A 23,238-nucleotide genomic window follows, 5' to 3' on the forward strand; every position below is an offset into this window, starting at 1 on the left:
GGCCGCGAGGTGCCGGAGTGCCGACGACGGAGCCACTCCCGCTGCGAGGAGCACAGCCAGCCGGTGCACCACGGCGGCGACCTCGTCCAGGCCGTCGTGACCCCTCACCCGCCCGACCTCGATGAGCTCGGCAGCGTCCCTTCGCCAACCCTCAGCCGCCCGTCGCCTGCGAGCGAGAACGTCCCGGACGCCACGAGCCGCCGCCGCCCGCCGCGCCGTTCAAGGTGCAGCACCAGGTCGATCGCGCTGACCGTCTGCCGGGCGATTGCCTCGGGGCCCAGGCCCGCGAGGACCCCGAGCGCCTCTAGGCGCGCCGGAACGTCCTCGAGGGAGTTGGCATGCAGGGTGCCCGCGCCGCCGTCGTGGCCGGTGTTCAGCGCGGACAGCAGCTCGCGCAGCTCCCCACCGCGACACTCCCCAAGGACCAGACGGTCGGGCCGCATTCGCAGCGCCTCCCTCACCAGCCGGTCCAGGCCGACGGCCCCGGCGCCTTCGAGGTTCGGCTGCCGCGCCTCAAGCGAGACGACGTGCGGGTGCGCCGGCCGTAGCTCGCCGACGTCCTCGATCGTCACGATCCGCTCGGTGGGCGACGCGCAGCCCAGCAACGCACCGAGCAACGTCGTCTTTCCCGACCCGCCCGCTCCCGAGATCAGCAGGTTCCAGCGCTCGCGGACCGCGCGGCGTAGCAGCCGGACGCCGTCCTCATCCAGCATCCCCGCCGCCTGCAGCTGCGCGAGCGTCCAGGAGTCGGCCCGCGGAACCCGCACCGAGACCAGCGCTCCCCCGATCGCCACCGGCGGCAGTACGACGTGCACGCGGACCCCGTATCGCAGCCGGACATCGACGCACGGGCTCGCCTCATCGACGTGCCGCCCGCCGGCCGCGACCAGTGCCACGGCGAACCGCCGCGCTCCTGCAGCGTCCAGCGTCCACTCCGGCACTCGCTCCGCGCCACCGCCCCGGTCGACCCAGAGGCCCGCACCACCGTTCACGAAAAGATCGGTCACCGCGGGATCGGCGGCGTGTGGGGCGAGTAGCCCGAGGGCGGCGGCGGCAGGGCGCACCGGCGTCGGATCGCGGCGGTGCTCGGCGGGGACGAGGGGGATGAAGTCAGGGCTCATTCCCGCACGGTAGGAGCCGCCGACGCGCATCAGGGCGTCCCGGTGGCCGACCCGAAGAGAGACCCGCTCATCCGCACCTGTGGAGGAGCATCGCCACCTCCGCTCGCTGCTGCGGACCGCTCCCGAACGGGAAACGCCCCCGCGAGCCTTGCTCGAGCGGGGGCGTCCGTCCGCCGTGGTCCGGCAGGAAGAAGGGGGCGGCACCCATTGGGGGGAACAGGTGCCGCCTCGGCGGCGCTGGATTGGGGGGAATCACTTGCGCCGCAGGGCCGAAGTTCATTCGGCCGTATGCAACTGTAGGGGACGAACCGCGATTCGCCAAGTCCGGATTCGGTTCTCTACGAAGTCTCAACTTACGCTTGCCGGAACGCCAGCTTCACGGACACTGCGGTGAGCGTCGGAGTCGAGCGCTACGGTGGTCCGACGCCGACCGCGCGGGCCGGCGAACGTCTTACTCGCGAAGGAGCGAATCGAAGATGTCCACTCCCCCCGATGCCCCGGCCACCGACGGGAATGCCATCGACAGCCTCCTCCACGAGACCCGCCGGTTCCCACCCCCGGCCGACTTCGCCGCCGGAGCGGTCGCGACAGCCGCGCTGCACGACGAGGCCGCGGAGGACCGCCTCGCCTTTTGGGCAGCCCGCAGTCGCGAGCTGCTGCACTGGCACCGGCCCTTCACCCGCACACTCGATTGGAGCACGCCGCCGTTCGCGACGTGGTTCGACGACGGCGAGCTGAACGTCGCCTACAACTGCCTCGACCGGCACGTACTCGCCGGCAACGGCGATCGCGTCGCCCTGCACTGGGAAGGTGAGCCCGGCGATTCGCGCTCCATCACTTACGCCGAGCTCACCGCCGACGTGAAACGGGCCGCGAATCTGCTGACCAGCCTCGGCATCCGCGCCGGCGACCGCGTCGCGATCTATCTGCCGATGATCCCGGAGGCCGTCGTCGCCATGCTCGCCGTCGCCCGGCTGGGCGCGGTCCACTCCGTCGTCTTCGGCGGCTTCAGCGCCGAGAGCCTGCGAGCGCGCATCGACGACGCGGAGGCGAAGCTCGTCATCACCGCCGACGGCGGCTGGCGCAAGGGCGCTGTCTCGCCCCTCAAGCCCGCCGTGGATGCGGCGCTCGCCCTCGACGGCGAGCACAGTGTGCAGCACGTCCTCGTGGTGCGCCGCGGGGGCAACGAGGTCGCGTGGCACGAGGGACGCGACCTCTGGTGGCACGAGGAGATCGTCGCCGTCGACGCCGAGCACATGGCGAAGCCGTTCCCGGCCGAGCAGCCCCTCTTCATCCTCTACACCAGTGGCACGACGGGGAAGCCGAAGGGCATCCTGCACACCAGCGGGGGTTATCTCACCCAGGTCGCCTTCACGCACCGCGCCGTCTTTGACCTGCACCCCGAGACCGATGTCTACTGGTCGACCGCCGACGTGGGCTGGATCACCGGCCACAGCTACGTCGTCTACGGCCCGCTCGCGAACGGCGCCACCCAGGTGATGTACGAGGGGACTCCGGACAGCCCGCATCCCGGCCGCTGGTGGGAGATCATCGAAAAGTATGGCGTGACGATCCTCTATGCGGCGCCCACGGCGATCCGCTCGTTCATGAAGCTCGGCCGACACATCCCGCAGCGCTTCACTCTGTCGAGTCTGCGTCTGCTCGGATCGGTCGGCGAGCCGATCAACCCGGAGGCGTGGATCTGGTACCGCGACGTCATCGGCGGCGGCCGCACCCCGATCGTCGACACCTGGTGGCAGACCGAGACCGGCGCGATCATGGTGTCACCGCTGCCGGGCGTCACCACGCTCAAGCCCGGATCCGCCCAGGTCGCTCTGCCCGGGATCTCAATCGACGTGGTCGATGACTCCGGACAGCCGGTCGGCGCCGACGAGGGCGGACTCCTGGTGATCACTGAGCCGTGGCCGGCGATGCTGCGCGGCATCTGGGGTGACCCTGAGCGCTACGTCGAGACCTACTGGTCGAAGTTCGGCGATCGGTACTTCGCCGGTGACGGCGCCCGCCGAGACCGAGACGGCGACCTCTGGCTGCTCGGACGTGTGGACGACGTGATGAACGTTGCCGGCCATCGGCTCTCGACGGCCGAGATCGAATCGGCACTTGTCTCGCACCCGGTCGTCGCGGAGGCGGCCGTCGTCGGTGCGGCGGATGAGACCACCGGCCAGGCCGTGGTCGCCTTCGTCATCGCGAAGGCGAGCCAAGCCGAGGCGCTGGCAGACGGGCACGGCGAGCTCGAAGCCGCCCTCAAGGCGCACGTCGCCGAACACATCGGCGCGATCGCACGGCCGAAGCGAATCTTCGTGGTGCAGGAGCTGCCTAAGACGCGCTCGGGCAAGATCATGCGTCGACTGCTGCGCGACGTGGCGGAGGGACGGGCCGTGGGCGATACGACGACCCTCGCGGACACGCAGGTGATGGCCGTGATCAGTGCGGCAATCGCCGCCGACTGACGACGGGTCCTCTGCTAACCCCGACAACGCAATCCCGGCGACCGTCGCTCCTCCCCCACCGCACCAGGCCGGAGAGGAGCGACGGCGTCAGTCGAAGGCGACGACCAGCTCGACCTCGACCGGCGCACCGAGCGGCAGCTCGGCCACACCCACGGCGGAGCGTGCATGCCGGCCGGCCTCGCCGAACAGGTCGCCGAGCAGCTCCGAAGCACCGTTGATCACGCCCGGCTGTCCGGTGAAACCGGAGGCCGAGGCGACGAACCCGGTGAGCTTCACGACCCGCGTCACACGGTCCAGCGATCCGATCGCGTCGGCGACCGCCGCGAGCGCGTTGAGCGCGCAGGTGCGGGCGAGGTCCTTCGCCTGCTCGGGCGACACGTCAGCGCCGACCAAGCCGGTCAGCGGCAGAGCGCCGTCGACGAAGGGGATCTGCCCGGCCGTGTAGACCAGTCCGCCGTGCACGACCGCGGGGACGTAGGCTCCGGCGGGGATAGCCACCGCGGGCAGCTCGACGCCGAGTTCCGCGAGCCGTTCGGCGATCATGCGCCCGCCTCGGCGACGGGGCGCTTGAGGTACGCGACGAGCCCGCCCTCGGGCCCGGTGACGATCTGGACCAACTCCCAGCCCTCTGACCCCCAGGTGTTCAGGATCGCCGTGGTGTTGTGGATCATCAGCGGCGTGGTGATGTACTCCCAGCGTGGGACGGACATGGCTCTCCTCGGGTGCTGCCGGTGCGGGACGACTGCTGAGCGCCGCGCATCGGCGGGATGAACGCCGCGGCTCGTCCGAGCGCGGCGACTACGCCGATTCTATGTCGGGGCAGGGCAGGACCAGAGTCGTGACGACCATCGGGGGCGCCGTCGGCAGCCTGATCGGCATCGTCGCCATGTGAGAGTCGTCGCGGGGGTCCTGGTGGCCGCCTCGGTGACGCCGGCGATCGCGCTGAGCGGCATGGCCGCCGGGAACACGGTCGGGTCGCCGACGCGAAGTACGGCGGCGGCGCCTTCCCGGCGCCGGTCCGCTCACTCCTGGACGAGCCTCAGGAGGCGGTACCCCAGGTCACCGGGCAGAGCCCCGCCGCGGCCGCCGCGCGTCTGCGCTCCGTCGGCTTCACGGTGCGGACCGACGCCACTGCGGTTCCGTCCGACCGCCCGGCCGGGACGGTCGCCAGGACGAACCCGCCCGCCGGCTCCCGCGTCTCGAAGGGAGTCGAAATCACCCTGCAGATCAGCGCCGGCCCCGCGCCCCGTGGCTGAATTTGGGCGCCACCGCAGGGAGCGTCCGGCAGAATGAACGGGGTCGCGCTCGCGGCCAATCCGCGAGAGAAGGACCCATGACTGGACGCAGCCGCCGCCCCTTCACCACCGCCCTCGCGACTGTCGCCGCCGCCGGAGCCGCCGCGGCCACCTGGGGCATCGGCATCGAGCGGACGCTGTTCACCGTTCGGCGCACCTCCTTCGCGGTGCTACCCACGGGTGCCGAGCCGATCCGCATCCTGCACGTATCGGACCTGCACATGGCGCCGTGGCAGTCGAAGAAGCAGGAGTGGATCCGCTCACTCCTCGCGCTCGACCCTGACGTCGTCGTCAACACCGGCGACAACCTCGGCCACCGCGACGGCATTCTCGGCATCCGCCGGGCCCTGGAGCCCTTCGCCGGGATCCCCGGCGCCTTCGTGAACGGCTCGAACGATTACTTCGGCCCGCGAATCAAGAATCCGCTCCGCTACTTCTTTGGTCCTTCCACGAATCCGAAGCAGCACGACATCGTCCTCGACACCGAGGGCCTCACCGGCTTCTTCTCCGGCGGACTCGGCTGGGTCGATCTCAACAACCGCGCCGAGAGCATCACTGTGAAGGGCACGCGGATCGAGTTCTTCGGCGTCGATGACCCGCACATCGGCCTGGACCGCATCGACCTCGTCGCGGGTGCCGTGGACGAGTTGCGCGGCTCGGAGGACGGACCGGCGGGTGTCAGCATCGGCGTCGCCCACGCGCCCTATCAGCGCGTTCTCGACGACTTCGTCGCTCGCGGAGCCGAGGTGATCCTCGCCGGACACACCCACGGCGGCCAAGTCTGCGTCCCGGGCTTCGGTGCCCTCGTCACCAACTGCGACCTCCCCCGCGACAAGGTCGCCGGCTCGACGACGTGGACCAGCGGGCGGCGCAGCTCCTACCTCAACGTGTCAGCCGGAGTCGGCACGTCCATCTACGCGCCTGTGCGCTTTGCCTGCCGCCCCGAGGTGACGCTCGTGACGCTCGCTCCCTCCGGTGCTCCCCCCGCCTGACGACGGGTGTCCGACAGCGCCCCGAGAATCGGCTACTATTGTCGAGGCTCGTGAGCGGTTCTCCGTGACGAGCACACCGGGGTGTGGCGCAGCTTGGTAGCGCGCCTCGTTCGGGACGAGGAGGTCGTGGGTTCGAATCCCGCTACCCCGACCGGTGAGAAGCCCGGCCAGGATCCATGATCCGGCCGGGCTTCGTCGTTGACCGGCCGCACAGCCTCGCCGCTCGCGAGCCTCCGGAGTCGCTTCCCGCCTCCCCGCGCGCCTTTCACATCTTCCTCAGCGCCTCTCGGCCTGGTTCCAGCGGCAACGGGTCAGACTGATCTTCCGTCGATGTCGTCGACTCTGCCCGCCGCTCGACGAGAGGAGCACCGTGCCCCGGTCGCTCACCCGCCTCACCCTCGCCATCGGCGTGCCCTACCTCATCGCACTCACCATGATCGCCTTCTGGCCGACGCCCGTCGATGCCGGCATGAGAGACGACCTCGACCAAGTGAGCTCGTGGTTCTCCCGGCACCACCTTCCCCGGGTCGACTACGCCGTCCTCGAGGCCAGCGCCAACATCGCCCTCTTCGTCCCCCTGGGACTGCTCCTGGCCCTCAACCTGCGCCCTCGGTTCGCGTGGGTCGCGGTCGTCGTCGGCGCCCTGGTGAGCTGGCTGATCGAGACCGGACAGCTGCTGTTCCTCTCGGCCCGCTACGCAAGCCTGCAGGACGTGGCGATGAACACCTCGGGGGCCCTGCTCGGCGCTATGGTCGGCGTTCTGCTGCGGATCATCGTCCACGCGACGGGACGCCGGAGGGCTGCCGAGCGGGACGACGCTTTCGCGCACATCCCCCTCCGCGGCGCCTCCGGCGTCGTGGCGGATCACCCGAGCCGCATCCTCTAAGAGAGCGGCACCGGGCCCGGGTGGGTCAGCGACCGAGGCCGCGGTACTCCCAGCCGGCCGCTCGCCAGGCCGCCGGGTCCAGGCAGTTGCGCCCGTCCACGAGGAAGGTGTTGGCCACCTTCGTCGCGGTGACGGCCGGGTCGAGGGCGCGGAACTGCTTCCACTCCGTGACGACGACCACAGCATCGGCACCGGTCACTGCCTCGTCGACGTCGCTCGTGTAGGTGAGCTCGGGGTAGCGGCGACGCGAGTTCTCGATTGCCTCTGGGTCGGTCGCGACGACCAGCGCGCCGAGGGCGTGCAGGCGCGTCGCCACGTCGAGCGACGGCGAGTCGCGGATGTCGTCCGACTCGGGCTTGAACGCCAGGCCCAGCACCGCGATGCGGCGCCCCTCGACGGAGCCGCCGAGGCCCTCGGTCACGAGATCGACGACACGCTGGCGTCGGCGCAGGTTGATCGCGTCGACCTCCTTGAGGAAGGCGACCGAGCCGCCCACACCGAGCTCGTCGGCTCGCGCAGAGAAGGCCCGGATGTCCTTCGGAAGGCAGCCGCCACCGAAGCCGATGCCGGCGTTGAGGAAGCGGCGGCCGATGCGCACGTCGTAGCCGATCGCGTCGGCGAGCTGGGTGACGTCGGCGCCGGTGACCTCGGCGATCTCGGCGATCGCGTTGATGAACGAGATCTTGGTGGCGAGGAAAGCGTTGGCCGAGACCTTCACCAGCTCGGCGGTGGCGTAGTCGGTCACCACCAGCGGAGTCTCGGCGGCGAGCGCGGTCGCGTAGACCTCGTCGAGGGTCGCCTTGGCCCTCGCTCCGGCCTCGCCCTCGGGCACGCCGTAGACCAGGCGGTCGGGGCTGATCGTGTCCTGCACGGCGAAGCCCTCGCGGAGGAACTCGGGGTTCCAGGCGAGCGTCGCGCCGGAGGACGCGATGCGCCCGGCCAGGCGCGCGGCGGTGCCGACGGGGACCGTCGACTTCCCGACCACCAGGGAGTCGGCGCCCACATGCGGCAGGAGGCCGTCGATCGCCGAATCGACGTAGGTCATGTCGGCGGCGTTCTCGCCCGGCTTCTGGGGCGTGCCGACGGCAACGAAGTGCACCGCGGCGCCGGCCGCAGCGGCCATGTCGGTCGAGAAGCGCAGGCGGCCGGAGGCGACTCCGGAGGACAGCAGCTCGGGTAGGCCCGGCTCGAAGAACGGCGCGGTGCCGGCGGCGAGAGCGTCGATCTTCTTCTGGTCCACGTCGATGCCAATGACGTCGTGGCCGAGCTCGGCCATGGCGGCGGCGTGGACGGCACCAAGGTAGCCACAGCCGATGACAGAAAGCTTCACAGGGGGGTCTCCGAATCGGGACAGGCTCGTGTCGCGGTCGCGACGGTGAGGAGGAGCGATGTGATGCGGCAAGGCGTCGGCGCGCCGGTGGCGCGCGACTACCGCCGCGCCAATGCTCTCAGATCACGGGAGACGTCAGCGACAGCGGCAGAGATCTGCGTGGCGACTCGTTCGTGTACGGCCTCGCTTCGGCCGATCGGGTCCTCGATGTCGTCGCCCTCGCCGCGCGGCGCACGCCCACGGTGGGCGGCGGCCAGCCGCACGACGGCGCGGAGTCGAGCCGCCGGGTCCTCGACGGACGGCAACGGAACCTCGCGCAGGACGAACGGAAATACTCGCGCGAACTCGAGCAGAGTAAATCCGCGAAGCAGCAGTGACGGGAAGCGTCGGGAAGCGTCGACCAGGTGGTCGCGGGTCATCGTGAGCAGGAGGTCGGCCCCGCCGACGACCGCCTCGTCGAGCACCGCACTGCTGTGAGCCGCCGGGTCACCACCGTGCTGCGTAGAGAATCGCGCCGAGACCGGGTCCATCGGCAGGCCGGGGCGGGTCCTGACTCCGGCGCTGGTGAAGGCGAAGAGCGGACCCCCGTTCGGGGAGGTCACTTCGGCGAGCGCGGCGCGCAGCAGCTGCTCGGACATCGGCGACCGACAAATGTTGCCGGTGCAGACGGACAGCACAGTGAAGACCGGTGCGGCGGAGGCGGCGACCGGCTCGTCCGGTCGCCAGCTCCGTCGAGTGGGGCGGGCGGAATCGTCTCCCGGCAGGATCATCGCGGGGCGCTCAGGCCGAGGTCGGCGCGGGCTCGGCCTCGACGGCCGTGTCCGGGCGGGCGCCCGATCGCTCGGACCCGTAGTAGCTCGTGTAGTAGTAGCCGTAACCTCGGCCGACCTGACCGCGCGCGGGCACGCGGTTGAGGATCACGCCGAGGGTGTGGCCGCTGACCCGCTCGAGGTTCTGGATCGCCTTGCCGAGTTCGTCCGTCGTCGTCTTACCGGCCGAGATCACGACGAGCGCACCGTCGGTCCGGGCGGTGAGGATGGCGCCGTCGGTGACCGGGAGCAGCGGCGGCGCGTCGACGATCACGATGGCCTCCCGAGCGATCTCGTGCAGCAGGATGTCCATCCCGTTGGAACCGAGAAGCTCGGACGGGTTCGGCGGGATCGAGCCCGCGCCGAGGACCCAGAGGTTCCCGGAGGGACCCCACGGCTGCAAGACATCCTGCAGTTCGGCTTTGCCGATGAGCAGATCGGTCAGACCCACGCCCGGCACGAGGCCGAAGGACTTGGCGACGGTGGGCTTGCGGAGGTCGCCGTCGACCACGACGGTGCGCTGACCCGAGGCGGCGAGGGTGACCGCGAGGTTCGCGGTCACGGTCGACTTGCCGTCGGAGGGCAGCGGGCTTGTCACGACGATGATCCGCGGCGGGCTGTCGATGTTCATGAACTGCAGATTGGTGCGCAGCTCACGAAGAGACTCCGCGAGGGCGTGCTTGCCGTCGGCCTTCACGTAGTCGGTGGTGTCGGCCTCGGGGACGATGCGGTTGGTCTCGCTCAGGCGCTTGTCGACGGGAAGCGTGCCGACGACGGGCAGATCGAACAGTCGCTCGACCATCTCTGCGGTACGGATGCGACGGTCGAGGGTGTTGCGAACGAAGGCGTAGACCAGGCCGAGGACGAGGCCGACGAGCGCGCCGACCGCGAGGACGAGGCGCAGGTTGGGGAATGCCGGTGCCGACGGAAGCGCGGCGGTCTGCAGAACGGTGAGGGTGACGGTGTCGCCCACTCCCGTCTCCTGATTGACCTGCTGCACCTTCGTGGCGATCGCCGAGACCCACGCGTCGGCGAGCTTTTGCGCACCTTCGGGCGTGGAGGCGGTGGCACTGACCTTCATCACCGGGGCGACGGTGTCGGGCTGCACGGTGATCGCCGAGATCAGCGCGGCGGGCGAGACGTCGAGACCGAGGCTGTCGATCGCGATCTGCGCGACGTCGCGCGAGGTTGCGATGGGGACGTAGGTCGCGAGATTCGACTTGGCGACCGTCTGCGCGATCTGCTGCGTGTAGATCGCCTGGCTGTCATCGCTGCCGCCGCCGCCAGTGGCGACCGAGACGAGACCCTGCGAATCGGCGACGTAACGTGGCTTCTGCGTCAGCGACCAGCCGAAGGCAACGACTGTGCCGAGGAGGATCGCCGCAACGATCGGGATCCAGTGGTCGCGGAGCAGCCGGAGGACGTCTCGAAGTTCCACGGAGTCAGATTCCTTCGCTGGTACGGATCACGCGGCGGACGCCGGGGACATGTTCTTCCGAATTCTGACACAGGGCTCCACGAGCCTCGACGTGAGGCGCGTCATACGTGCCACCCGTCGGGGGTTGGCCCCGGCGGAGCCCCTCTCGTGATCACGCGCAGGCCCTCGAGCTCGACCAGGGCCGCCTCGACGACGGCCGTGGCGTCGACCCCGGGTGGCGGCGGACCGGCCTCGTCGAGGACCGCGGCGACGAGGCCGTCAACGTCCATTCCGCTGCCGAGGTGCCGCCAGACGATCGGCCCGATGCCGGAGAGGCGCACGAGGGTGTCCTCGCAGAACACGAGCAACTGCCCGTCGGGAAGCGCGATCACATCGTCGGCGGGGGCGCGCAGGACCGAGCCGGGGCGCGCCTCCTGGAGCGGCTCGAGCGGGAGGGCGAGGACCTCGCTCCAGATCGCCGGAGCGTGGGCACCGAGAGTGTCGAACGCCTCCTCGACCAGCGGAACGACACTGCCGGCCTCGGAGTAGACCAAGCGCCGGACGCCGCCGAGACCGGTCAGCGTGCGGACGAGGTCGGCGATCGGGCGCGGACGAGCCGAGAGGTAGGACGTCTGCGGCACAAGATCCTCGATCGCCTCCATCGGGTCGACGTCCTCGAGGAAGGGCGTCCCGACTCCGTCCCGGCGCTCGAGTAGGACGACTCCGGCGAGCCGTAGCGGCACCTCCGGGACCGGCCGCAGCGAGAGCGAGCCGGGCGCGAGCTGAGCCTTGGGCGCGGAGCCGGTCAGCGGCTTCACCGACAGCGGCTTGGGGTAGGGCAGGACGCGGCCGTCGGGGGTCATGGCGACCGTCTCGTCCGTCACGTAGCCGAAACGGAGGCCGAGTGTCCGCGCGATCGTGGTCTTGCCGGTTCCGGATGCCGCGACGAAGGCGAGCACGCGGCCGGAGTCGTCGGCGATCCCGCACGCGTGCAGCATCAGCAGGTCGCTGCGCCGGGCGCCGATCGCCTCGACGGTGAGGGTCGAGGTGAGCGACTCCTCCAGTTGCTCGAGGGTGGCACTCGAGACTCGTGGCGAGTCGTCGAGCGAGGCTGAGGGAGTTGCGGCCACCTCGGCGAGGACGTCCCGCGCCTCATCGTCCGGCTCCGCGGCGCAAGACGCCCAACTGTCGGCAATGCGCGCCGCGTCCTCGTCGCTGACGCCGCCGCCGAAGACGACTCGGAACGGGGTCTCGAGCACCGAGACGGACAGTGTGCGGGGCTCTCGGGCCCTGACGGCGACCATCAGTACGCTCCGTCGCGGGCGAGCACAGCGCGCGCGGTCTTGAAGAGGATGACGATGTCGCCGGTCATCGACCAGTTCTCGACGTAGTAGAGGTCGAGGCGGACGGTGTCCTCCCACGAGAGGTTCGAGCGACCGCTGACCTGCCAGAGGCCGGTGATGCCCGGCTTCATCAGGAAGCGGCGGTGCACATGCTCCTCGTATTGCTCGACCTCGCGGGCCAGCGGCGGCCGCGGGCCGATCAACGACATGTCGCCGCGGAAGACGTTGAGGAACTGCGGCAGCTCGTCGAGGCTGAAGCGGCGCAGAATCGCACCGACGCGGGTGACCCGCGGGTCCTTTGCCATTTTGAAGAGGATCGAGTTCCCCTCCGCGCCCTGCTGCGACGCGAGAGCGGCCAGACGAGCCTCGGCGTCAACCACCATCGAGCGGAACTTGAGCATTTCGAATGTCGCTCCGTTCAACCCGATGCGCTCCTGACGGAAGAGCACCGGCCCGGGGCTGGTGATCGTGACCAGCACGGCGACCACCACGAGGACCGGCGCGCTGAGGATGATCAGCATCGTCGAGGCGAGGATGTCGAACAGGCGCTTGGCGAAGCGCTGGCGTCCGTCGAACCGTGGGGTCTCCACATGGATCAGCGGCAGACCGGCGACCGGGCGCGTGTGGATGCGGGGGCCGCCGATGTCGGTGAGGCTCGGCGCGACGACCAGGTGCTCGCGCCCCGGCTCGAGCGTCCAGCTCAACTCACGGATCCGCTGCGGAGCGAGCTCGTCCGAACTCGTAACAACCACCGTGTCGGCGCCGGTGGCGTCCATGACCGCGCGAACCCCGTCGATCCCGGTGAAGCCGTGGACCGCGAGGCCCGACAACTCCTGTTCGCTCTCCAGGGCGTCCGCCCCGCCGATCGACGTGGAGACGGCGCCGACGAGCTTGTAGCCCGCCTCGGTGCCGCGCCGGAGTTCGCGCGCGGTGTGCAGGACGCTCGCGCGGGAACCGAGCAACACGACCTGGCTTGAGGAGCGGCCCAAGCGGCGCTGCCGGGTGAGCCAGGAGCGCCAGACCAGACGGCCGACGCAGATCAACACGATCCCGGCGGGGAACGCCGTGATGATGTAGCCACGCGCCAGCAGGATCTGCAGCAGGTAAGCGATGATCGCGACGATGCCGAAGAGCCAGATCGACGCGTCGACGACACGGCGGTACTCGACGTAGCCTGTGCCGACGATCCGCCGGTCACGGGTGTCGAAGACCTGGAGGGCGAGCAGCCAGCCGACCGAGAGGGCGACGGACACCCAGGTGTAGCTGACGGCGATGTCCGCGGGATTCTGGAAGCCCACGTCGGAGTTGAGGTTCAGGTCGAACCAGAAGAACTGCGTCCCGAAGACGGAGAGGACGATGGCGACGACGTCCGTGATCAGCAGCCGACGCCGGTAGTCCTGCTCCCACGACGGTCGACGCTTCGGCGATGTTCCTTGCGCCGTCATCGATTTCCCCGACCTTTCCTGCTGCTCCGAAAGGCGTACTTCCGTTTCCGGTGTTGTCACGTCGCCAGGCTACCCATCTTCCTCGTTTCCGATGGGTGTCGGCCAGACGAGAGATGGTCCACCGGTCAGTCACGGAGCCGACCGCGGCTCTCCTGGAGGTAGCAGGCGCCACACAGGGACTCGTATGTGACCGCCGCGCCGTCGATCGCGACCTGGTCGCCGTCGAACACGAAACGGCCGTCGAGGACGCGCCCGTTGAAGATCGCTTTGCGCCCACACCGGCAGATCGTCTTCAGCTCCTCGAGGCTGTGGGCGATCTCGAGGAGCCGCCGACTACCCGGAAAGGCGACGGTGCGAAAGTCCGTCCGGATGCCGTAGGCCAGCACGGGGACGTTCTCGAGGATGGCGATCCGGAGCAGGTCATCCACCTGCGACTCGGGCAGGAACTGTGCCTCGTCGACGAGGAGGGCGCTGATGTCGCGTGCCGACTCGGCCAGGACACGGGCCCGTGCGGCAGTGAAGACGGCGATCGGATCACCGTCGGGCTCGAACAGGACGTCCACCGAACGGGTGACACCCAGCCGCGACACGATCAGCGTGTCACCCTTCGTATCGACGGCGGGTTTGGCCACCAACACCCGGTGGCCTCGCTCCTCGTAGTTGTACGCGGCCTGCAGGAGCGACGTGCTCTTCCCACTGTTCATCGCTCCGTAACGGAAGTACAGCTTCGCCATCAGGTCTCCTCACGGCGAGTGCGGAGGAGGCTCGGCGACTGCGCGGCGCTCACGGGAGAAAACCGTCCTCGCCGGCTCGGCGGATCAAATCGGCGCGCCGGCTCGCTGGGCGTCCGACGGCGACGTACTTGCGGCGCACGCGCTGCAGATAGGTCTTCGCGGTCTCGAACTGCACATTCATCTTCGCGGCCACCTCCGGAGTGCTCGAGCCGGACGCGTACAAGCGCAGCGCCTCCAGCTCGCAGGCGCTCAGCCGCGGGCGCTGTTGCGCGGCGACCCCGGACGGTAGCGGGCGCCACTGCGAGGAGGACACGTCGGCAGAGCGCATCTCGAGAGCGGCGCGGGTCTGCTCCATCACCTCGGAGATCGGACGCGACTTCGCGAGGTGGCGGACGGCTCCGGCACGCAGGGCCCGCTCGTGCACCTCGTCGTCCTCGCTGTCCGAGAGCACGACCACAGCGGCGCCCGCGGCACGGCAGGTACGGATCCGCGCCTCGATCGAGATCGGTTCGCACAGCTGGGTGTCCATGACCACCACCTCAGTGGGGAACACATCGCTCGTGACGAGGTCGAGCCAGGTGCACGCGGCGACGACGACCTCGAAGTCCGGGGCGTGCGAGCGGATCCACGCGGCGGTCGCGGCGAGCTGGTCCTCGTCGGGGTCGAGCAGGCCGAAGCGGACCGGGCGCGGACCCGAGTCTCGAGCGCTCCAGACGGAGGAGCCCGAGGGCTCGCCGGAGCGGGTGATCATGCGGACGATCCTAGCCGCGGCCTGCGGCACAACCGGCTCAGAACAGCGTCGGCTGCCCGACGCCCCGGAGGATCGCGGCGCGCTCGGGGCCGAGTTCGCCGACGAGCAGACCGTCGTGCTGGAGGGAACGCCGCTCACCGCCAAGGGTTCGCAGAGTGCCGAGCGAGCCCAGGGCGGAGGAACGGACCGACCCGGTCGCCGGATCCTCCTCTCCGCGCTCCAGACGATGCGCCCGCATCAACGGGCGAATGCGCTCCGACAGCCAACGGCGGTACTCCAGCGGGGCGTAGGCGGCGCGGCCCGGATAGAGAGAGCGATAGCGGTCGAGGAGCTCGGGGTGCTCCTGCGCAAGCCACTGCAGGAACCACTCCTTGACTCCCGGCTTGAGGTAGAGCGTGGAATACATGATCGTGCTGGCACCCGCCGCGCGGCAGGCCCGGAGCGACTCGTCCAGGTGCGCGCGCGTGTCGGTGAGGAACGGCAGAATCGGCATCAAGAACACCGAGCATTCACATCCCGCCTCCCGTGCCGCGGTGACCGTTGCCAGACGGGCGGCGGCCGTGGGCGCGCCCGGCTCGACGGAGCGCTGGAGGCCCTCGTCGTAGACGGCGATCGAGACTCCGAGGTCGACCGGTACGTGCTCGGCGGCCTCGCGGAGAAGCGGCAGGTCGCGCCGCAGCAGCGACCCCTTCGTCAGGATCGAGATCGGGGTGCCCGAAGCGGCGAGCGCGGAAAGGATGCCCGGCATCAGCCGGTAGCGGCCTTCGGCGCGCTGATAGGGATCGGTGTTGGTGCCCAGGGCGACCGGATGCCGCTCCCAGCTCGGCTTGGCGAGTTCGCGAGTGAGCACCTCGGCGACGTTCACCTTGACCACGATGTGCGAGTCGAAGTCGCGCCCGCCGTCGAACTCGAGGTACTCGTGGGTCGGTCGGGCGAAACAGTAGGTGCAGGCGTGCGTGCAGCCGCGCATCGGATTGATGCTCCAGCCGAACGGCATCGTCGAGGAGGTGTGCACCCGGTTCAGCGCCGACTTCGCGAGCACCTCGTAGAAGGTGATCCCGTCGAACTCCGGGGTCCGCACTGTCCGCACCAGATCGGTCAGCTTCACCAGCCCGGGCAGCGCGGCCTCATCGGCCGTGCCGATCGCTTGTCCGTTCCATCTCATGCAGCCATGAGAACACATGTTCGAACAGCGCGGATCACACCGACGCGGCGAGTTCCAGCGTTTCGGCGGTCGTGCTGACGGTTCGCTCGGCCTTCTCCGGTGCGTCATTGAGGGTGGAGCCGTAGCTCGGCACCAGTGCGCGGATCCGGGGCTCCCAGGCCGTCATCCGGTCGGGGAAGCACTTCTGCACGATGTCGAGCATGATCGGCACCGCCGTCGATGCTCCGGGCGAGGCGCCGAGGAGGCCGGCGATGGTCCCCTCTGCGCCAGTGATGACCTCGGTCCCGAACTGCAGCACTCCGCCCTTCTTCTCGTCCTTCTTCATCACCTGAACGCGCTGCCCGGCCGTAATCAGGTACCAGTCCTCATCGCGGGCGGTCGGCAAGAACTCGCGCAACGCCTTCATCTTCTTGCCGCGGCCGGCGAGCACCTCGCCGATGAGGTACTTCATCAGGTCGAGGTTGTCGCGAGCAACCGCGAGCATCGGGCCGATGTTGTGGGGGCGGATCGAGAGCGGCAGGTCGAGCCACGACCCACGCTTGAGGAACTTGGGCGTGAAGCCGGCATACGGGCCGAAGAGGAGTGAGGACTCGCCGTCGACGACGCGGGCGTCGAGGTGCGGCACTGACATCGGTGGCGCACCGACCGCGGCCTTGCCGTACACCTTCGCCTTGTGCCGGGCGACCAGCTCTGGGTTGTCGGTGCGGAGGAATTGCCCCGAGATGGGGAAGCCTCCAAAGCCCTTGATCTCGGGGATCCCCGACTTTTGCAAAAGGTGCAGCGCGCCGCCGCCTGCGCCGACGAAGACAAAGCGGGCGCTCACTCGCTGGGGCGTTCCGCCCACGACCTGCTTGAGATCGAGGCGCCAGGTGCCGTCCTTCTGTCGGGTGATGTCGGTGACCTCGCGACCCGTGTCGAGGGTGCCGCCGTGGGCGACGACGTGGTCGAACAGCTGGTGCGTCAGCGAGCCGAAGTCGACATCGGTTCCGGCCGGCACGCGGGTCGCGGCGTAGGGGCCACCGCCCGCCGGCCGCTGCTCCATCAGCAGGGGCGCCCACTCGTGGATCGTCGTGATGCTCTCGGTGAACTCAATGCCGGCAAAGAGAGGCTGGTCCTTCAGGGCTTCATAGCGCTTGCGCAGGTACTCGACGTTCGCGTCGCCGTGCACGAAGGTCATATGCGGCGCCGGGTTGATGAAGCTGGACGGCTCGCGGATGTCACCTGATTCGACCAGGCTCGACCAGAACTGACGCGAGATCTGGAACTGCTCGTTGATCTGAATGGCCTTCGCCGCGTCCACCGAGCCGTCGGCCGCCTCGGGCATGTAGTTCAGCTCGCAGAGGGCGGCGTGACCGGTGCCCGCGTTGTTCCACGGGTTCGACGACTCCTGTGCAACGTCGCCGAGGCGCTCGTAGGCGGCGATCGTCCAGTCGGGCTGCAGCTGGGTGATCAGTGCGCCGAGAGTGGCGCTCATAATGCCCCCACCGATGAGGGCAACGTCGACCGGTTCCGAGGAGTTCACGAGAGTCGAGTTTACGCTCGCCCGAGCGCGCCACGGTGGGGAGAGGGCGGTCGCCCCCATCAAATTCGCGGCTTTTCCACGCGGACGGGGCGGTCGAACGCGACAGCGCCCCCTCCCCCGTGGATCAGGAGACGGGCTGCTTCGCCGCGATCAGCTCGGCGATCTGCACGGCATTCAAAGCCGCGCCCTTGCGCAGATTGTCATTGCTGATGAACAGCGCCAAGCCACGTCCCTCCGGAGCCCCCTCGTCGGCGCGGATACGGCCGACGTAGCTCGGATCCGTGCCGGCGGCCTCCAGCGGAGTCGGCACCTCGCGCAGGACGACGCCGGGTGCCTCGGCCAGCAGCTCACGCGCCCGCTCGGGGCTCAGAGCCGCGGCGAACTCCGCGTTGATCGAGAGTGAGTGGCCGGTGAAGACGGGCACGCGCACGCAGGTGCCGGACACCAGCAGCTCGGGAAGCTCGAGGATGCGGCGGCTCTCGTTGCGGAGCTTCTTCTCCTCGTCGGTCTCGTTCGAGCCGTCTTCGACGAGGTTCCCCGCGAAGGGGATGACGTCGAAGGCGATCGGGGCGACGTACTTCTCGGGCGCGGGGAAGGCGACCGCCGAGCCGTCGCGGACCAGGTCGAGCAGGTGCTCGTCGGCGACGGCGGCACGGACCTGACCGGCCAGTTCGTTCGCTCCGGCCAGCCCACTGCCGGACACGGCCTGGTAGGTGCTGACGATGAGGCGGGTGAGTCCGGCCTCGCGGTCGAGGACCTTCAGGATCGGCATCGCGGCCATCGTGGTGCAGTTCGGGTTCGCGATGATGCCCTTCACCGCCTGGTCGATGGCATGCGGGTTGACCTCGCTGACGACCAGCGGCACCTCCGGGTCCATCCGCCAAGCGCTGGAGTTGTCGATCACCGTGACGCCTGCCGCAGCGAAACGGGGCGCCTGCGCGCGCGAGCCCGTGGCGCCCGCCGAGAACAGGGCGATGTCGAGCCCGGACGGATCGGCGGTCTCGACGTCCTCGACCACCACGTCCTCACCGCGGAACGGCAGGGTCGTGCCTGCCGAGCGGGCGGTGGCGAAGAAGCGGATGGACGCGACGGGGAAGTCGCGCTCCTCAAGGAGGCGGCGCATCACCTTCCCGACCTGGCCGGTCGCGCCGACGACGCCCATGTGGAGGGAGGTGCTGCTCATGCTGTGCTCTTTCGTCCGTGCGGCGCGGGCCGCTCGCGGCGGGGTGTCGAGGGAGAGGGTATCGGTCGGGTCGGCCGCTCGAGAGAAACGGCCGAATCGCGAGGGAGGTCGGCCGTCAGCGGCCGGTGCCCGCGTAGACGACGGCCTCGTCCTCGGCGTCGAGCCCGAAGGCGGTGTGCACGACGCGCAGGGCCTCGTTCACGGTGTCGGCACGAGTGACGACCGAGATGCGGATCTCACTGGTCGAGATCATTTCGATGTTGATCCCCGCCTCGTAGAGCGAGCGGAACAGCTTTGCCGAGACGCCCGCATTGGTGCGCATGCCGGCGCCGACGAGCGCGAGCTTGGCGATCTGGTCGTCGTACTGCAGCGACTCGAAGCCAACCTCGTCCTTCTCGGCGTTCAGCGCCAGAAGGACGGTCTGGCCGTCGGCCTTGGGCAGCGTGAACGAGATGTCGGTGCGACCCGTCGCCGCGGCCGAGACGTTCTGCACGATCATGTCGATGTTGGAGCCGGTCTTGGCCACGATCGTGAAGATCTGCGCGGCCTTTCCGGGGATGTCGGGGACGCCGACGACAGTGATCTTCGCCTCGTTCAGGTCGGCGGCGACTCCGGCGATGATGGGCTCTTCCACGGCTTGTCCGTTCTGCTGGGTGCCGACGGTGTCGGCGTTATAGACGATGGTGCCCTCGTTGGGGCTGAAGGAGGAGCGCACATGCAGCGTGACTCCGTGGCGGCGGGCGAATTCGACGGCGCGGATGTGGAGCACCTTCGCGCCGGCGGCGGCGAGCTCGAGCATCTCCTCGCTCGTGATGCGGTCGAGCTTGCGAGCCTTCTTGACCACGCGCGGATCGGCGGTGAAGACTCCGTCGACGTCGGTGTAGATCTCGCAGGTGTCGGCACCCAGGCCCGCGGCGAGCGCGACGGCGGTGGTGTCCGAACCGCCGCGGCCGAGGGTGGTGATGTCCTTCGTGTCACGGTTGAAGCCCTGAAACCCGGCGACAATGACGACCGCGTTCTCATCGAGCGCCTCACGCAGGCGGACCGGCGTGATGTCGACGATGCGGGCGGCGCCGTGCTGCGCATCCGTGATCATGCCGGCCTGGCTGCCGGTGAAGGAGCGGGCCTCGAAGCCCATGCTCTTGATCGCCATCGCCAGCAGCGCCATCGAGATGCGCTCGCCCGAGGAGAGCAGCATGTCCAGCTCGCGGGGCGCCGGGATGGGAGTGACCTGGTGGGCGAGTTCGAGCAGGTCGTCGGTGGTGTCGCCCATCGCCGAGACGGCGACGACGACATCGTTCCCCGCCTGCTTAGTGGCGACGATGCGCTTCGCGACCCGCTTGATGCTCTCCGCGTCAGCGACGGAGGACCCGCCGAACTTCTGGACGATCAGGCTCACGTTCTGCTCCCGGGTCGGTGGCTGGAGGGCCCTCGCGACCCGACGGGCGAGTCTACCGGTCGCCCGCCTACCGGGTCGGTCTTGTAGGTGTTCGGCGGTCGCGTCAGTTCTCGACGAGGCGACGGCCTTCAAAGGCACGGCCGAGCGTGATCTCGTCGGCGTACTCGAGGTCACCGCCGACAGGCAGGCCCGAGGCCAGGCGGGTGATGCGGATGCCGAGCGTGCTCAGCATGCGCGAGAGGTAGGTCGCGGTCGCCTCGCCCTCGAGGTTGGGGTCGGTCGCGATGATCACCTCCTGCACCTCGCCATCGGCGAGGCGCTGCAGCAGCTGGCGAATGCGGAGCTGATCGGGACCGATGCCGTCGATCGGGCTGATCGCGCCGCCGAGCACATGGTAGAGACCGCGGAACTCACGGGTGCGCTCGATCGCGGGGACGTCCTTCGCCTCCTCCACGACGCAGATGACCGTGCGACTGCGGCGGGGATCGCGACAGATCCCACAGGTCGCCTCCTCCGCCACGTTGCCGCAGAGGTCGCAAAAATGCACCCGGTGACGCAGCTCCAGCAGGATCTCGGCGAGGCGAGTGACGTCGAACGTCTCGGTCTGGAGGATGTGGAACGCGATGCGCTGGGCCGACTTGGGGCCGATGCCGGGGAGTCGGCCGAGCTCGTCGATCAACTCCTGGACGATGCCTTCGTACATGCGGTCGCCTCCTCTCGGGTGGGGCGGGCGGGGGTGGGACGGAGGGTGCGGCTCACGCGCCGGTCACGCGGGGGCCGCGCGGCATGTGCGGCTGCTCCTCGATGAACTGGGCACCCAGGATCTCGCGCACGACCGCCTCGCCGTAGCGCTGGCGACCGTCGGCGGTGGCCGATCGAGTCGTCCGGGTGACCGGTCTCGCGGCGGGCGCCGGGCGGTAGGCGGTAGGGGCCGGGCGCGCCGGGGCGGCCGGCTCGGGCGCTGCAGCCGGCTCGCCGGGGGGCATGACGGTCGCCCAGGAGTCGGGCATCGGCGGCTCGACCGGGGGCATGTCCTCCTCCGGCGGCTCCTCGTCGAAGGGGGGCTCATCGGCAGGGGGGTCGTCGGCAGGGGGCTCATCGGCGGCAGAAGCGGGCACGGCGCGTCCCCGACCTTCTGCCGCGACGGGCACCTCGACCGGAGCGCTCGGTGCGGCCGCCTCTGCGGAAGGAGCGGCGACCTCGGCGGACGGGGTCGGGTCGGCGGGGATCGCGACCGTGGCCCAGCCGTCGCCGTCCGTCGGGGCCGGGGCGGCAGCGGCCGGGGCGGGAGTACTCGGCGCCTCGGCTGCGGCCCGCTCGGCCTCGGGAGCGGCAGCGCGCGGCTCGACGCGCGCGATGTATTTCACCCGCAGGCCAAGGACCTGCTGGATCGCCTGCCGCAGGTATTCACTGACGCCCGGCTGCCCAGCGGTGCCCGGCATCTTGAACGACTCGACGTCGTTCTGACTCGGGAACGACAGGGTCAGTACGTCGTCCTTGAGGGCACGCACCTGGGCGGTGTAGGCGACCAGCCAGGCCGTCGTCTTCGCCTTCTGCACGACCTCGAGGATCTCGGGCCAAGTGTCCTTCATCCGCTGGAGGGTGACCGCGCCGTCGGAGGCGGGCTCCGCAACCGTTGGTGCGGCAGCGGGTGCAGTGGTCGCGGCGGGTGCAGTGGTCGCGGCTACCGGGGTGGAGGACGTCTGCTCGACCGACGTCTCCGCGGGCGCCATCTCCTCGGGCGCCTGCACCGGCGATGCGGTGACGGACGCGGTGACCGGCGCCTGCGTACGAGGCGCGGCAGCGATCGACTCGGGCACCGAGCCCGGAGCGGCGGCGTGCGAGACCAGGTGCGGCTCGGGCGCGCGCGACGACTCGGGCGACCGGGGCGCGGCCTCGGCGGAGGTACGCAGTGCGGCGACGTGCCGCGGACGCTCCTCCTGCGCCGGAGCGGGCGCGATCCCCGCACCGATGCCGTGCACCAGGGTCCGCGCGATCATCAGCTCGAGGTGCAGGCGGGGCGATGTCGCACCGGTCATCTCGGTGAGGGCCGCGTTGATCACGTCAGCGATGCGGGAGAGCTCGGCCAGGCCAAGCGCGCGCGACTGGCCGGCCATGCGGTCGAGTTCGTCCTGCGAGACGCCCCGCAACACGGCAGAGGCTGCGCCTCCGGTGGCCGCGACGACGATCAGGTCGCGCAGCTTCTCGAGCAGGTCCTCGACGAAGCGGCGCGGGTCCTGACCCGTCTGGATGACGCGGTCGACCGCTCCGAACGCCTCGGCCGAGTCGTGCTCGGCCAGCGCGTCGACCACCTCGTCGAGCAGGGCGCCGTGGGTGTAGCCCAGCAGCGCGACGGCCCGCTCGTACTCGACCGTCTCGGCCTCGGAGCCGGCCATCAGCTGGTCGAGGAGGGACAGCGTGTCGCGGACAGACCCGCCGCCCGCGCGGACCACGAGCGGCAGCACACCGGCCGCCACCTGCACTCCCTCCCGCTCGCAGAGTTTCTGCGTGTAGTCGAGCATCTGGGCCGGCGGCACAAGCCGGAACGGGTAGTGGTGGGTGCGCGAGCGGATGGTGCCGATCACCTTGTCCGGCTCGGTGGTCGCGAAGACGAACTTGACGTGCTCCGGCGGCTCCTCGACGATCTTGAGCAGCGCATTGAAACCCTGCGGCGTCACCATGTGCGCCTCATCGAGGATGAAGATCTTGAAGCGATCGCGCGCCGGGGCGAAGATGGCGCGTTCGCGCAGGTCGCGCGCGTCGTCGACTCCGTTGTGGCTCGCCGCGTCGATCTCGACCACGTCGAGCGAGCCCTGGCCCTCGCGGCTGAGCTCGACGCAGCTGTCGCAGACGCCGCAGGGAGTATCAGTGGGGCCGGTGGCGCAGTTGAGGCAGCGGGCGAGGATGCGCGCCGAGGTGGTCTTCCCGCAGCCGCGCGGACCGCTGAAGAGGTAGGCGTGATTCACGCGGTTGGTGCGCAACGCCGTCATGAGCGGGTCCGTCACCTGGGACTGGCCGATCATCTCGGCGAACGTCTCGGGCCGGTACCGGCGATACAGGGCTGCTACCACCCGACCAGAGTAGCGGCGACCTCCGACACTGGAACCGGGACACGGGACCGGTGCCCGCGTAGCCTCGGAGTCGTGTCCCCTCCGCCGCCGCTCCCCCGCTTCGACGCCATCGTGCTCGCGGGCGGACGGGCGACCCGGCTCGGTGGAGCGCTGAAGCCGCTCCTGCCCCACCGCGACTCCACACTCCTCGGCCTCGCGCTCGAGGCGGTGCACGACGCCGAGCGGAGGGTCGTGGCGGGGCCGCCGACACTCGCCCCGGCCCTCGACGGGGCCGAGCCTGTCTAGGAGGAACCGCCGTTCGGGG

The 23,238-nt window shown here is 69.9% G+C and carries 21 protein-coding genes and 1 tRNA gene; 6 read left to right on the plus strand and 16 right to left on the minus strand.

The features are described 5' to 3' along the window. Window positions 1–104: 104 nt before the first annotated feature. The gene (locus C1O28_RS09835) at window positions 105–1,121 is read right to left on the minus strand and encodes a TadA family conjugal transfer-associated ATPase (RefSeq protein WP_237397895.1); all 1,017 of its coding nucleotides are present in this window, start codon (window positions 1,119–1,121) and stop codon (window positions 105–107) included. A 476-nt stretch (window positions 1,122–1,597) separates the two neighbouring features. Between C1O28_RS09835 and acs the strand changes: the two genes are divergently transcribed. Beyond that, complete coding sequence (acs, locus tag C1O28_RS09840) at window positions 1,598–3,592, plus strand: acetate--CoA ligase (protein ID WP_097165403.1); 1,995 nt, start codon at window positions 1,598–1,600, stop codon at window positions 3,590–3,592. An 87-nt stretch (window positions 3,593–3,679) separates the two neighbouring features. On the opposite strand, the gene C1O28_RS09845 is transcribed toward acs, so the two are convergent. Together C1O28_RS09845 and C1O28_RS15160 are read right to left on the minus strand one after the other, a co-directional pair. Continuing rightward, the gene (locus tag C1O28_RS09845; RefSeq protein WP_097165402.1) at window positions 3,680–4,135 is read right to left on the minus strand and encodes a RidA family protein; all 456 of its coding nucleotides are present in this window, start codon (window positions 4,133–4,135) and stop codon (window positions 3,680–3,682) included. Further along, window positions 4,132–4,302, minus strand: coding sequence for a Sp36 family protein (locus C1O28_RS15160; protein ID WP_164861113.1), 171 nt, complete (start codon window positions 4,300–4,302; stop codon window positions 4,132–4,134). The genes C1O28_RS09845 and C1O28_RS15160 overlap by 4 nt, the downstream gene beginning before the upstream one ends. A gap of 384 nt (window positions 4,303–4,686) precedes the next feature. On the opposite strand from C1O28_RS15160, the gene C1O28_RS16120 reads away from it, so the two are divergent. The 4 genes from C1O28_RS16120 (at window position 4,687) to C1O28_RS09865 (ending at window position 6,765) form a co-directional block, all read left to right on the plus strand. Beyond that, complete coding sequence (locus C1O28_RS16120; protein ID WP_419866642.1) at window positions 4,687–4,848, plus strand: PASTA domain-containing protein; 162 nt, start codon at window positions 4,687–4,689, stop codon at window positions 4,846–4,848. Window positions 4,849–4,925: 77 nt separating this feature from the next. Next, the gene (locus C1O28_RS09855; RefSeq protein WP_097165400.1) at window positions 4,926–5,879 is read left to right on the plus strand and encodes a metallophosphoesterase; all 954 of its coding nucleotides are present in this window, start codon (window positions 4,926–4,928) and stop codon (window positions 5,877–5,879) included. A 77-nt stretch (window positions 5,880–5,956) separates the two neighbouring features. Further along, window positions 5,957–6,030: transfer RNA gene (locus C1O28_RS09860), tRNA-Pro, on the plus strand. Window positions 6,031–6,249: 219 nt separating this feature from the next. After that, window positions 6,250–6,765, plus strand: coding sequence for a VanZ family protein (locus tag C1O28_RS09865; RefSeq protein ID WP_097165399.1), 516 nt, complete (start codon window positions 6,250–6,252; stop codon window positions 6,763–6,765). A 25-nt stretch (window positions 6,766–6,790) separates the two neighbouring features. Here C1O28_RS09865 and C1O28_RS09870 read toward each other — a convergent pair whose 3' ends face one another. The 13 genes from C1O28_RS09870 to C1O28_RS09930 all read right to left on the minus strand — a co-directional run bounded on the left by C1O28_RS09870 (window position 6,791) and on the right by C1O28_RS09930 (window position 22,934). Beyond that, on the minus strand, window positions 6,791–8,095 hold the full coding sequence (locus C1O28_RS09870; protein ID WP_097165398.1) for a UDP-glucose dehydrogenase family protein: 1,305 nt from the start codon (window positions 8,093–8,095) through the stop codon (window positions 6,791–6,793). Window positions 8,096–8,193: 98 nt separating this feature from the next. Continuing rightward, the gene (locus C1O28_RS09875; protein ID WP_097165397.1) at window positions 8,194–8,865 is read right to left on the minus strand and encodes an arsenate reductase/protein-tyrosine-phosphatase family protein; all 672 of its coding nucleotides are present in this window, start codon (window positions 8,863–8,865) and stop codon (window positions 8,194–8,196) included. Window positions 8,866–8,875: 10 nt separating this feature from the next. After that, a complete protein-coding gene (locus C1O28_RS09880; RefSeq protein ID WP_097165396.1) occupies window positions 8,876–10,342 on the minus strand; it encodes a tyrosine-protein kinase domain-containing protein in 1,467 nt (488 codons plus the stop codon). A 101-nt stretch (window positions 10,343–10,443) separates the two neighbouring features. Next, on the minus strand, window positions 10,444–11,625 hold the full coding sequence (locus C1O28_RS09885) for a hypothetical protein (protein ID WP_097165395.1): 1,182 nt from the start codon (window positions 11,623–11,625) through the stop codon (window positions 10,444–10,446). Then, complete coding sequence (locus tag C1O28_RS09890; RefSeq protein ID WP_097165394.1) at window positions 11,625–13,109, minus strand: sugar transferase; 1,485 nt, start codon at window positions 13,107–13,109, stop codon at window positions 11,625–11,627. Before C1O28_RS09890 ends, C1O28_RS09885 begins: the two co-directional genes overlap by 1 nt. Before the next feature lie 125 nt (window positions 13,110–13,234). Beyond that, the gene (locus tag C1O28_RS09895) at window positions 13,235–13,843 is read right to left on the minus strand and encodes a thymidine kinase (RefSeq protein WP_097165393.1); all 609 of its coding nucleotides are present in this window, start codon (window positions 13,841–13,843) and stop codon (window positions 13,235–13,237) included. Window positions 13,844–13,892: 49 nt separating this feature from the next. Then, window positions 13,893–14,594 carry a response regulator transcription factor gene (locus C1O28_RS09900; RefSeq protein ID WP_122999642.1) on the minus strand — a complete coding sequence of 234 codons (702 nt, stop codon included), beginning with the start codon at window positions 14,592–14,594 and terminating at the stop codon, window positions 13,893–13,895. 37 nt (window positions 14,595–14,631) lie between these two features. After that, window positions 14,632–15,759 carry an Rv2578c family radical SAM protein gene (locus tag C1O28_RS09905; RefSeq protein WP_097165392.1) on the minus strand — a complete coding sequence of 376 codons (1,128 nt, stop codon included), beginning with the start codon at window positions 15,757–15,759 and terminating at the stop codon, window positions 14,632–14,634. Window positions 15,760–15,793: 34 nt separating this feature from the next. Next, window positions 15,794–17,341, minus strand: a complete 1,548-nt coding sequence (locus C1O28_RS09910) for a malate:quinone oxidoreductase (RefSeq protein WP_097165391.1) — start codon at window positions 17,339–17,341, stop codon at window positions 15,794–15,796. A 64-nt stretch (window positions 17,342–17,405) separates the two neighbouring features. Then, entirely contained in the window at window positions 17,406–18,464 is a 1,059-nt protein-coding gene (locus C1O28_RS09915) for an aspartate-semialdehyde dehydrogenase (protein WP_097165390.1), read from the minus strand. Window positions 18,465–18,579: 115 nt separating this feature from the next. Further along, the gene (locus C1O28_RS09920; protein ID WP_097165389.1) at window positions 18,580–19,863 is read right to left on the minus strand and encodes an aspartate kinase; all 1,284 of its coding nucleotides are present in this window, start codon (window positions 19,861–19,863) and stop codon (window positions 18,580–18,582) included. Window positions 19,864–19,966: 103 nt separating this feature from the next. Further along, on the minus strand, window positions 19,967–20,566 hold the full coding sequence (recR, locus tag C1O28_RS09925; protein WP_097165388.1) for a recombination mediator RecR: 600 nt from the start codon (window positions 20,564–20,566) through the stop codon (window positions 19,967–19,969). Window positions 20,567–20,618: 52 nt separating this feature from the next. After that, window positions 20,619–22,934: a DNA polymerase III subunit gamma and tau gene (locus C1O28_RS09930; RefSeq protein WP_097165387.1), complete on the minus strand. Its 2,316-nt coding sequence runs from the start codon at window positions 22,932–22,934 to the stop codon at window positions 20,619–20,621. 72 nt (window positions 22,935–23,006) lie between these two features. Here C1O28_RS09930 and C1O28_RS15405 point away from each other — a divergent pair, with 72 nt between their 5' ends. After that, a complete protein-coding gene (locus C1O28_RS15405; RefSeq protein ID WP_097165386.1) occupies window positions 23,007–23,219 on the plus strand; it encodes an NTP transferase domain-containing protein in 213 nt (70 codons plus the stop codon). The last annotated feature ends 19 nt before the right edge of the window (window positions 23,220–23,238 follow it).

The organism is Rathayibacter rathayi, from assembly GCF_004011095.1.
GTDB lineage: Bacteria > Actinomycetota > Actinomycetes > Actinomycetales > Microbacteriaceae > Rathayibacter > Rathayibacter rathayi.